A 10,078-nucleotide genomic window follows, 5' to 3' on the forward strand; every position below is an offset into this window, starting at 1 on the left:
CGGTGAGGGCGGTGAGGGCGGGGAAGCCGGTGGCGCTTGACGTCCGGTATGTGGTGGATTATCGTAGAAAGTGCCTGTGGGGCGAGCGAGGGAGTTCGAACCGGAGAGACTCGAGCAGGATGAGGATCGAAGGAACGGACTGAGAGGCCGAAGGCCGAGAACGAGGACCGGAGGCGACCTCCAACCACCTGAACCGGGTAATGCCGGCGCAGGGAGCCCACCTCGCAGGCCCAGGACGTGGTCCGGTGGCGGTGAAAGCCGTCACCGGGCCTTTTTTCGTGCCCTGACGGGCGGGTGGCGTCAGCCCCGGCGCAGGAAGCCGTCGAGGCGGGGCCCGAGCCGCACGCCGTCGCGCTCGGTCCAGTGGCGGCGCAGCACCCGCACCCCCACGCACGTGTCGACCTCGGTGATGCCGGGCGAGGCGCCCAGGTCGCTGGTGATGAAGTGCGCCAGATCCTCCTCGTCCCGGTAGACCCCGTAGTGGATCATCGACGAGGAGCCGGCCACCATCGAGACGTAGCGGGCCGACGGGTGGCCGCCCAGGGTGTCGAGCAGCCGCGGGATGGCCTGCGGCAGCACCGTCAGCGACATCAGGGCGTTCAGCGGGTAGCCGAGCAGCGTCGGCTCGATCTCCACCCTCGGCCAGAGCGCGCCGCACTCCAGCAGGTGCTGCGAGGTGCGGTAGGCCGTCGAGCGGCTGACGCCCAGCTCGCGCGCGATGTCGGCCGCGGAGATCCGGCCGTTGGCCGCCATCAGCTCCAGCGCGCTGCGCTCCAGCTCCGACAGCTGCTCGGGCGAGGTGAGCCGCTCCCCGGTGACCCGCACCGCGTGCTCGCCGAGCCGCGCCGCCTGCTCGGCGCCGAGCCGCCGCAGCCGCCAGCTCTGGCCCATGGTGTGGGCGCGGAGCACCAGTTGGGACTCGGTCGAGACGATGCCCGGGATGCCGGGCAGGCGGTTGGTGAGCAGGTCGAAGATGTCGGTGCCGAGCAGCGGGTAGACCGTGCAGTAGATGTCCGCCTTGCCCGTGGTCAGCAACAGCGTCTGCACCTCGGCCAGTTCGAGGATGTGGCGCGCCACCTCGGCCGACCGTCCCGGCACGCAGTTGATCCACACCTGGCGCGGGTTCTCCGTGGTGATCAACGGCCAGTCGAGGCGGCCGACGACGCGGAGCAGCCGCTCCGCGCGCAGCCGGCCGAGGCGGCGCGCGATGGTGCTCGGCGAGCTGTCCAGCACCTCGGCGAGGGTGTTGACCGGGGTGCGGGGCGCGATCTGGAGCGCCGCGACCAGATCGAGGTCGACGTCATCGAGCAACCGCTCCTCCGGGCGCTTCGATGACCGCCGGGTGGTGACGGTGGCCGTTGGCATGCCGTCGATCCTAGTCGGCGGCGGCCCTGGCCGGGCCATCGTCCAGAAGTTACGCGGCAGAAACAGCCGCTCGATGCGCATCTATTGACACATTCAACCGCTATGGCTTCTCATGTTGGCGCAATACGCCACTCCAGCCGTGCGCCGTGCGGAAACGTGGTTGAACAACGGACGAGAGAGGGACCGAGGTGGACACCAGGACTGCGGTCGACCGTCCCACGGGCTCGGTGGCGATCACCCTGCGCGTGCTCGGCGTCATCGAACGGGCGGGCAACCGACTGCCCCATCCCTTCTGGCTCTTCGTGATACTCAGCGGCTTCCTGCTCGTGCTGAGCTGGGCGCTCACCGCCGCCGACGTCTCCGCCGAGTCGCCCACGGACGGCGCCACCGTCGCCGTCCGGAGCCTGATCTCGGACGACGGCGTCACGATGATGCTCGACGACCTGATCGAGAACTACGCGGCCTTCCCACCGCTCGGCGTCGTCCTCGTCGTGATGCTCGGCGTCTCGGTCGCCGACAAGGCCGGGCTGCTCACCGCCATGCTGCGCGCCGCGCTCGCCCGGGTGCCGGTCCGGGCCGTCACGTTCATGATCGCCCTCACCGGCATGATCGCCCACGTCGCGTCCGACGCGGCGTTCGTCGTCATGATCCCGCTGGGCGCCATCGCCTACCGCTCCATCGGCCGCAGCCCCGTGCTCGGCGCGGTGGTCGCCTTCGTCTCGGTCTCCGGCGGGCACGCGGCGAGCCCGCTCGTCACCCCGTCCGACGCCACGCTGGCCGCCCTCACCACGGCCGCGGCCGGCACCATCGACCCCGACTACGCCGTCACCCCGGTCGCCAACTACTTCTTCTCGCTCGCCTCCTCCGTCGTCCTGGCCCTCGTCGTCACCCTGGTCGCCGAGACGCTGCTCAGCCGTCGGGTCGCGCAGATGGCGGCCGACGACGAGGCGGCGGGCCACGACGAGGCGCAGGGCCACGACGACGCCGAGGAGGAGCTGCCCGACCTCTCGCTCGGCGCCGACGAGCGCCGCGGCCTGCGCGCCGCCGGCTACACGGCGCTCGCCCTCGTCCTCGCCATCGCGGCCGCCGCGCTGCCGGCCGGCTCCCCGCTGCGCGGCGAGCACGGCGCCGTCATCGACTCGCCGCTGGTGCACAACGTCGCCGTCTTCCTCTCGCTCCTCTTCCTCGCCACCGGTGTCGCCTACGGGCGGGCGGTCGGCGCGGTGCGCGAACCCAGGGACGTCCCCGACCTGATGGCCCAGGGGCTGCGCGAACTGGCCCCGATCCTGGTGCTGTTCTTCGCGATCTCGCAGTTCCTCGCCTACTTCAAGTGGACCGGCATCGGCGAGGTCATGGCCATCAGCGGCGCCCGGCTGCTGGACTCGTCAGGCGTCCCGCTCACCCTGGTCTTCGTCGGCGTGATCCTCGTCGTCAGCGTCATGAACCTGGTGCTGACCAGCGGTTCCGCCATGTGGGCGCTGATCGGGCCGGTGTTCGTGCCGATGCTGATGCTGCTCGACGTCGCGCCCGAGACCACCTGGGCGCTGTTCCGGATCGCCGACTCCTGCACCAACGCCATCACGCCGATGAGCCCGTACTTCGTCCTCTGCCTCGGCTTCGTCCGGCGCTACCGACCGCGGGCGGGGATCGGCACGTTGATGTCGCTGACGCTGCCGGTGTCCGTCTCGATGCTGGCGGTCTGGACGGTGCTCTTCCTCGGCTGGTACGCGCTCGGCATCCCGTTCGGGCCCGGCGCGCCGACCCCCTGACCTCGTCGCACGAGGAACGCACGACGCACACGAGTACCGCGCCCAACCCGAGCAATCCGGCCAACTCGGCCAACTCGGCCAACTCGGCCAACTCGGCCAACCCGCACGTCACGAACCACCGGAGAGTCGAAACACCATGCCAGCACCCGCCGCCGACCCCGCCCTGTCCCGCGTCGCCGACTGGTGCCGCGACCCGCGGCGCCTCGACGACCAGCTCGCCGACCTGCGGCGGCTCGTCGAGGCCGAGTCGCCGAGCGAGGACAAGGCCCTCCTCGACGCCGCCGCCGACCTGCTGACCGAACTGCTCCACGACCGGCTCGGCCGCCCCGACCACCTGGTCAGGCACCGCGAGCCGGAACTCGGCGACGTACTGGAGGCCGAGTACGCGGGGGACCCGGGCGCCGGCGTCGTCACCGTCGTCGGCCACTACGACACCGTGTGGCCGGCCGGCACGGCCGCCGCCTGGCCGTTCGCCGTCGCCGACGGGCGGGCCTCGGGACCCGGTGTCTTCGACATGAAGGCCGGCCTGGCGCAGGGGATCTGGGCGCTGCGGGCGCTGCGCGAGCTCGAACTGCCCAGGCCCACCGTCCGGTTCGTCTTCAACGGGGACGAGGAGACCGGCAGCGTGGTCTCCCGGCCGCGCATCGAGCGGGCGACGGACGAGGCCCTGGCCACGTTGGTCCTCGAACCGGGCGGCGAGTGGGGCGTCAAGGCCGGGCGCAAGGGCGTCGGCATCTTCACCCTCACGACGACGGGGGTCGAGGCGCACGCCGGCCTCGACCCGACCAGGGGCGCGAGCGCGGTCCACGGCATGGCGGAGGTCATCCGGCGGCTGGTGGCGGCGGCCGACCCGGAGCGCGGGACGACGGTCAACGTCGGCCAGATCAGCGGCGGCACGGCGCGCAACGTGATCGCGGGCGAGGCGAACTGCCTGGTGGACGTGCGGGTGGGCAGCGAGGAGGAGAGCACGCGCATCGACGGCGTGCTGGCGGCACTCGCGGCGCCCGACCCGCGGGTCACGCTCACCGTCGGCGGCGGCTGGAACCGCCCGGTGATGCGCCCGGGTCCGGCCGGTCGCCGGCTGTTCGCGGTGGCCGACGAGGTCGCGACCACCCTCCGGGGGCCGTTGGCCGAACTGTTCGTCGGCGGCGGCAGCGACGCCAACTTCGTGGCGGCGCTCGGCCGTCCGGTGCTGTGCGGCATGGGCGCGACGGGCGACGGCGCCCACGCCAGGCACGAGTACGTGCGGGTCTCCGACATCCCCGACCGCACGGCCCTGACGGCGGGCACCCTGCTGCGGCTCGCCGAGCGGGCGGCGTGACGCTCCGGCTCGCCGCGGCGGGGTCCGACCCCGCCGCGGCGGGGTCAGCGGCCGGGGGAGACAGCGGCGGAGGCGAAGGGGGCGCCGTTCGCGTCGCGGGCGGTGACCCGGGCCGTCCGGTCCGTGCCGAGACCGGTGGCGTCGAGACCGGTGGCGTCGAGGAGGAACACCCCCCAGCCGGGGTTGCCCGGCAGGGCGAGCACGGTGGCGTCGTACTCCCGGTCGCCCAGCTCGACGACCACGCGGTCGGGTGGGTTCTCCGAGCGCCAGAAGCCGTGGTAGAGGCTCCGCTCGCGCACGGTCCAGTGCGCGACCGAGAGCGTCAGCCGGGGCGCCGCCCCTGAGCCGAAGCCGCTCTCTCCGCCCCACGGCGGCGCCGGGGTGTAGTCGGCGACCGTGAGCTCGTAGTCCTCGTCCGACGACAGCGAGATCGACACCTGGTCGGCCACCTCCACCGACTCGCCGGGCCCCACCACCCGCAGCCCGTCCGGCGGGACCTCCGCGGGGGAGGGGGCCGGCGCGATCGGAGGCGGGGGATCCGGCGGCGTCGCGCCGTCGGGTGCCATGACCAGCACGGCCGTCAGGCAGACGCCGACCGTGGCCAGGCTCGCCGCGCCGGCCGCGAGCCGGCGCCGCAGCCGGGCGCGGCGGCCGCGCCCGAGGATCTCGTCCAGCGGCGCGGGCCCCGCCACCAGGGCGTCGGCGGCGGCCCGCAGCCGCCCACCGATCACCCCGGCGTCGGAGTCCACGTCCGCGCCCGCGCCCTCACGCTCGTCCGGGACCACCATCGGCGACCACCTCCGTCCTCTCCCCGTCGACCGCGTCGACCCCGCTGCCCCCACCGGCCACCGAGGACCGCATCCCCCGCACGCCCCGGTCCTCCCGCAGCTTCGCCAGGCCGCGGGCGGCCTGGCTCCGCACCGTGCCCACCCGGGTGCCGAGCAGCCGGGCCGCCTCGGTCTCCGAGCGGTCCTCGACGTACCGCAGCACCACCGCCGCGCGCTGCCGCGGCGGCAGCCGCCGCAGCGCGCGGACGAGGGCGTCGCGGTCGACGATCTCCTCGGCCGGGTCCGGGCCGCCGTCGTCCCCGCCGGCGAACCCCTCCGCCGTCGGCCGCAACGACAGCGGCCACTCCCGCAGCCTGAGCCGCCGCGCCCGGTCCCGGTGCGCGTTGATCAGCATCCGCCACGCGTACGCGTCGGGGTCGGCCGCCCTCCGCACCCGGTCCCACTTCACGTAGACCTTCGCGAGCACGGCCTGCACCAGGTCCTCGGCATCGTGATGGCTGCCGGTGAGCAGGTAGGCCGTTCTGAGCAGCCGTGGCCAGCGGCTGGTCGTGAACTCCGTGAACTCGACCTCAGCGCGGGTGTCCAAGAGCCATCCGGGGGTTCGGTGGTCGATCAGGGGGACGGGGGCGGCCGCACCGCTCAGGGCCAGGGCGTGATCTCGATCTCGTCGAACACCTCGTGGTTCTCGTCGTACGCGACGACGGTGAACCGCTCGGGCAGGTCGCCCCCGAAGGTTTCGGCGGACGCGTAGTAGGCGCCCCAGCCCGGCTCGTCCTCAAGGGTCACCGGCTGGGCGGCGAAGCCCCAGTCCGTCACGCCCTCGGGCACGATGACGATCTCGGACGGCTTCTCGTCGAGCCGCCAGGCGCCGTAGACGAGGGTCGTCTCGCCGTCGACGGACTCCACTCCGGCGCTGATGCTGTTCCGCCGGATGTCGTCGCCCACCAGCTGCCTGGCCTGCTCGACGGCCTCGTCGAAGCCGTCCGGGTGGGAGATCACGTAGTTCTGCCGGCCCTCCGGCAGCAGGCCGATGACGTGCTCCTCGTCGATGGTGACGGCCTCGTAGGCCGCCACCTCCAGCACGCCGTTGCCGCCGGCCGACGCCGTGCCGGGCATGGCCAGCACGGCGGCCGAGGCGACGCAGGCGGCCGCGACGAGGGACCGCCGTGCGGGGGAGAAGCGGGTCGAGCCGGTCATGAGGTCTCCGTTCGTGGATGAGCCTGTCACGAGTACAGACGGCGGCCCGGTCCGGAATCGATGCACGCGCGTAGCATCCAGTCATGGGCCTGGGGAGCGGGAACGTGGGCGGTGGTCGACGCGGCGGGCAGTGGTTCCCGCCCGAGTGGCCGGAGCGGATCCGGGCGTTGGCCCGGGGCGAGTTGACGCCGGTGGAGCCGCGGCGGGCGGCCACCGTGCTGCTGCTGCGGGACGGCGAGGCCGGGCTCGAGGTGTTCCTGCTGCGCCGGCGCGCGTCGATGGCGTTCGCGGGCGGGGCCTACGCCTACCCGGGCGGGTCGGCGGATCCGACGGACGAGTCCGTCCGCCACACGGCGGCCCGCGAGCTGTTCGAGGAGACGGGCGTCCTGCTCGCCGCGCCGGCCGCCGAGCCGGGGCGGCTCGTCGCGGCCGGGGACGACCTGGGCCGGCGGCCGCCGTTCGGCGAGCTGCTGGCCCGGCGTGGCCTGGTGGCGCGCGTCGACCTGCTGGGGGCGTGGGCGCGGTGGATCACGCCCGAGTTCGAGGCGCGGCGCTACGACACCTGGTTCTTCGTGGCGGCGCTCCCGCCCGGGCAGCACACCCGCAACGCCTCGACCGAGGCGGACCGCACCGAGTGGCTGCCGCCGGCGGCGGCCGTCACCCGCTACGAGCGCGGCGAACTGCTGATGATGCCGCCGACCGTGGCCACCCTGCGACAGCTGCTGCCGTACCGCACGGCCGCCGCCGCGCTGGCCGCCGCCGGCGCGCGGCCGGAGCCCGAGCCGGTGCTGGCGCGGGCGCGGCTGGTGGGTGACGAGGTGGTGCTGAGCTGGCCGGGGTATGAGGAGTTCGAGAAGCGGCTGCCCTGGCAACCGTCGCCGGGCGGCGAACGGAGTGAGGAGGAGCGGAGGACATGACCGACGCGTCCGAGCTGCCGGGCCGGCCCGACGAGGCGGTGCGCGAGGGGCCCGTCACCGCGCGGTCCTTCCGACTGCTGGCACCCAACCCGTCGCCCATGACGCTGGACGGCACCAACACCTGGATCCTGGCCGAGCCGGGCGCCGCCGAGGCCGTGGTCGTCGACCCGGGGCCGGCGGACGAGGCCCATCTGCGGCGGGTCGCCGAGGCCGTGGAGCACGCCGGCCGCCGGGTGGCGGTCACGCTGCTCACGCACGGCCACGCCGACCACAGCGGGGGAGCCGCCCGCTTCGCCGAGCTGACCGGCGGCAGCCCGGTGCGGGCGCTCGATCCGCGGCTGCGGCTGGGCGGCGAGGGGCTGGCCGCGGGCGACGTCGTCCGGGTGGCCGGCCTGGAGGTCGAGGTGGTGGGCACGCCGGGGCACACGTCGGACTCGCTGTCGTTCCACCTGCCGGCCGACGACGCCCTGCTCACCGGGGACACCGTGCTCGGCCGGGGCACCACGATCATCGCCCACCCGGACGGGCGACTCGGCGAGTACCTCGACACACTGCGCGGGCTGCGCGAGCTCGCCGAACGGACGGGGCTGACGGCCGTGCTGCCCGGCCACGGCCCGACGCTGCGCGATCCGGGCGGCGCGATCGACTACTACCTGGTGCACCGGGCCAAGCGGCTGGCCGAGGTGGAGACGGCGTACCAGGCCGGCCACCGCACCGCGCCGGAGATCGTGGCCCACGTCTACGCGGACGTGGACCGCGCGCTGTGGCCGGCGGCCGAGCTGTCGGTGCTCGCCCAGCTCGACTACCTCCGCGAGCACGGCCTGGTCTGACCGGCCCGAGCCGGAACCACCGGGCCCACCGGGCCCACCGGGCCCACCGGGCCCGCCGGAACCGCTCAGCGCGAGCGGCGGGCCAGCCGCTCGATGTCCAGCAGGATCACGGCACGGGCCTCCAGCCGCAGCCAGCCGCGGGCCGCGAAGTCGGCCAGCGCCTTGTTGACGGTCTCGCGGGAGGCGCCCACCAGCTGGGCCAGCTCCTCCTGGGTGAGGTCGTGCACCACGTGGATGCCCTCCTCCGACTGCACGCCGAAGCGGCGCGAGAGGTCGAGCAGCGCGCGCGCCACCCGGCCGGGCACGTCGGAGAAGACCAGGTCGGACATCTGGTCGTTGGTCTTGCGCAGCCGGCGGGCCACGGCGCGGAGCAGCGCCGAGGCGACCTCGGGGCGGACGCTGAGCCAGGGCTGGAGGTCGCTGTGACCGAGGCCGAGGAGCCGCACCTCGGTGACCGCGGTGGCGGTGGCGGTGCGCGGGCCGGGGTCGAAGAGGGAGAGCTCGCCGATCAGCTCGCCGGGGCCGAGCACGGCCAGCATGTTCTCCCGCCCGTCGGGCGAGGTGCGGTGCAGCTTGACCTTGCCGTCCGTGACCACGTAGAGCCGGTCGCCCGGGTCTCCTTCGTGGAAGAGGGTGTCGCCGCGGGCCAGCGTCACCTCGGTCATGGAAGCGCGCAGCTCAGCGGCCTGCTCGTCATCGAGCGCCGCGAAGAGCGGGGCGCGCCGCAGAACGTCGTCCACGAGTTCCTCTCCTTATCGGCCGGGGTGCGCCGGGCGGTGGGGCGCGATCACGCCCTTCATCATGCCGGACGCTCCGGCAGTGCTATCAGTCACAAGTCTGACCTACCGGAACGCCTTCTCCTACGCCAGGGCCCCGTTCGAGCAGTGATTCGGTGGAGGTCGGCGCGAATGTCGGTGCCGCCGTTTACGCTGGCCGGGTGCCCAACGGCCGGGGAACGGCCGTGCGGTGGCACCGTGAGCGAGACGTGAGGGAATCACGAGGAAAGGAGCCGGGCGGGTGAACGCAACCCAGGATTCCGCCGAGAGCGAACGCGCTGCTCCGCGCGGGCGACCGGGGGCCGCCCGTGGGGTCGGAGCGGGGCGGCCGGAGAGCCGGGTCGCCATGGTGCGCCGGGCCAGGAAGACCAACCGGGTGCTGGCCGAGGTCTTCTCCTACGCCCACCCCGAGCTCGACTTCGAGAACCCGTTCGAGCTGCTGGTGGCCACGGTCCTCTCGGCGCAGACCACCGACCTCCGGGTGAACCAGACCACCCCCCGGCTCTTCGCCGCCTACCCGACCCCCGAGGACCTGGCGGCGGCCGATCCGGCGGCGGTCGAGGAGATCATCAGGCCCACCGGTTTCTTCCGCTCCAAGACGAAGTCGCTGATCGGCCTCTCCGCGGCCCTGCGGGACGACTTCGGCGGCGAGGTCCCCGGTCGCCTCGACGACCTGGTGCGGCTGCCGGGCGTGGGCCGCAAGACCGCCCACGTGGTGTTGGGGAACGCGTTCGGCAGGCCCGGGATCACCGTCGACACCCACTTCCAGCGGCTCGTCCGCCGCTGGAAGTGGACGGAGGAGACGGAGCCGGAGAAGATCGAGGCCGCGGTCGGCGAGATCTTCCCCAAGAAGGAGTGGACGATGCTGTCGCACCGCGTCATATTCCACGGCCGCCGCATCTGCCACAGCCGTAAGCCCGCGTGCGGCGCCTGCCCCGTCGCGCATCTGTGCCCCTCGTACGGCGAGGGGGAGACGGACCCCGAGAAGGCGAAGCGGCTGCTCAAGTACGAGCTGGCGGGCCAGCCGGGGCAGCGGCTGCGGCCCCCGGCCGACTTCCCCGGCAAACCGGCGCCGGCCGCCGCCCCCTGAGCCGGCGGCTTGGCGCCGCCCCGCC

10 protein-coding genes are annotated in these 10,078 nt (G+C 73.9%); 5 read left to right on the plus strand and 5 right to left on the minus strand.

Annotated elements, in window-relative coordinates:
- Nucleotides 1-300: 300 nt before the first annotated feature.
- The gene (locus E1283_RS24055) at nt 301-1,365 is read right to left on the minus strand and encodes an Lrp/AsnC family transcriptional regulator (protein ID WP_132820219.1); all 1,065 of its coding nucleotides are present in this window, start codon (nt 1,363-1,365) and stop codon (nt 301-303) included.
- Between the two features lie 188 nt (nt 1,366-1,553).
- On the opposite strand from E1283_RS24055, the gene E1283_RS24060 reads away from it, so the two are divergent.
- Both E1283_RS24060 and E1283_RS24065 read left to right on the plus strand, forming a co-directional pair.
- On the plus strand, nt 1,554-3,134 hold the full coding sequence (locus E1283_RS24060) for an AbgT family transporter (RefSeq protein WP_207930510.1): 1,581 nt from the start codon (nt 1,554-1,556) through the stop codon (nt 3,132-3,134).
- 136 nt (nt 3,135-3,270) lie between these two features.
- Nucleotides 3,271-4,455 (plus strand): M20 family metallopeptidase, encoded by a 1,185-nt coding sequence (locus E1283_RS24065; RefSeq protein WP_132820220.1) that lies wholly within the window; start codon nt 3,271-3,273, stop codon nt 4,453-4,455.
- Nucleotides 4,456-4,499: 44 nt separating this feature from the next.
- Here E1283_RS24065 and E1283_RS24070 read toward each other — a convergent pair whose 3' ends face one another.
- Genes E1283_RS24070 through E1283_RS24080 form a run of 3 tightly spaced genes read right to left on the minus strand, consistent with a single transcriptional unit; the run spans nt 4,500 to nt 6,440 of the window.
- On the minus strand, nt 4,500-5,243 hold the full coding sequence (locus tag E1283_RS24070; protein ID WP_132820221.1) for a hypothetical protein: 744 nt from the start codon (nt 5,241-5,243) through the stop codon (nt 4,500-4,502).
- Nucleotides 5,221-5,829: a SigE family RNA polymerase sigma factor gene (locus tag E1283_RS24075; RefSeq protein WP_132820222.1), complete on the minus strand. Its 609-nt coding sequence runs from the start codon at nt 5,827-5,829 to the stop codon at nt 5,221-5,223. Before E1283_RS24075 ends, E1283_RS24070 begins: the two co-directional genes overlap by 23 nt.
- A 53-nt stretch (nt 5,830-5,882) precedes the next feature.
- Nucleotides 5,883-6,440 (minus strand): hypothetical protein, encoded by a 558-nt coding sequence (locus tag E1283_RS24080; protein ID WP_132820223.1) that lies wholly within the window; start codon nt 6,438-6,440, stop codon nt 5,883-5,885.
- 83 nt (nt 6,441-6,523) lie between these two features.
- Here E1283_RS24080 and E1283_RS24085 point away from each other — a divergent pair, with 83 nt between their 5' ends.
- Both E1283_RS24085 and E1283_RS24090 read left to right on the plus strand, forming a co-directional pair.
- Nucleotides 6,524-7,357 carry an NUDIX hydrolase gene (locus tag E1283_RS24085; RefSeq protein ID WP_132820224.1) on the plus strand — a complete coding sequence of 278 codons (834 nt, stop codon included), beginning with the start codon at nt 6,524-6,526 and terminating at the stop codon, nt 7,355-7,357.
- Nucleotides 7,354-8,187: an MBL fold metallo-hydrolase gene (locus E1283_RS24090; RefSeq protein ID WP_132820225.1), complete on the plus strand. Its 834-nt coding sequence runs from the start codon at nt 7,354-7,356 to the stop codon at nt 8,185-8,187. Before E1283_RS24085 ends, E1283_RS24090 begins: the two co-directional genes overlap by 4 nt.
- Before the next feature lie 65 nt (nt 8,188-8,252).
- Here E1283_RS24090 and E1283_RS24095 read toward each other — a convergent pair whose 3' ends face one another.
- Entirely contained in the window at nt 8,253-8,927 is a 675-nt protein-coding gene (locus tag E1283_RS24095) for a Crp/Fnr family transcriptional regulator (protein WP_132820226.1), read from the minus strand.
- Between the two features lie 277 nt (nt 8,928-9,204).
- Between E1283_RS24095 and nth the strand changes: the two genes are divergently transcribed.
- Nucleotides 9,205-10,053: an endonuclease III gene (nth, locus tag E1283_RS24100; RefSeq protein ID WP_243745060.1), complete on the plus strand. Its 849-nt coding sequence runs from the start codon at nt 9,205-9,207 to the stop codon at nt 10,051-10,053.
- The last annotated feature ends 25 nt before the right edge of the window (nt 10,054-10,078 follow it).

Source organism: Streptomyces hainanensis, assembly GCF_004348415.1.
Taxonomy (GTDB): domain Bacteria; phylum Actinomycetota; class Actinomycetes; order Streptomycetales; family Streptomycetaceae; genus Streptomyces; species Streptomyces hainanensis.

Bases quoted from the DNA above. Each gene is read 5' to 3' on its own strand.
- E1283_RS24055 (WP_132820219.1), bottom strand. From the start codon at position 1,365: ATGCCAACGGCCACCGTCACCACCCGGCGGTCATCGAAGCGCCCGGAG.
- E1283_RS24065 (WP_132820220.1), top strand. From the start codon at position 3,271: ATGCCAGCACCCGCCGCCGACCCCGCCCTGTCCCGCGTCGCCGACTGG.
- E1283_RS24070 (WP_132820221.1), bottom strand. From the start codon at position 5,243: ATGGTGGTCCCGGACGAGCGTGAGGGCGCGGGCGCGGACGTGGACTCC.
- E1283_RS24080 (WP_132820223.1), bottom strand. From the start codon at position 6,440: ATGACCGGCTCGACCCGCTTCTCCCCCGCACGGCGGTCCCTCGTCGCG.
- E1283_RS24085 (WP_132820224.1), top strand. From the start codon at position 6,524: ATGGGCCTGGGGAGCGGGAACGTGGGCGGTGGTCGACGCGGCGGGCAG.
- E1283_RS24090 (WP_132820225.1), top strand. From the start codon at position 7,354: ATGACCGACGCGTCCGAGCTGCCGGGCCGGCCCGACGAGGCGGTGCGC.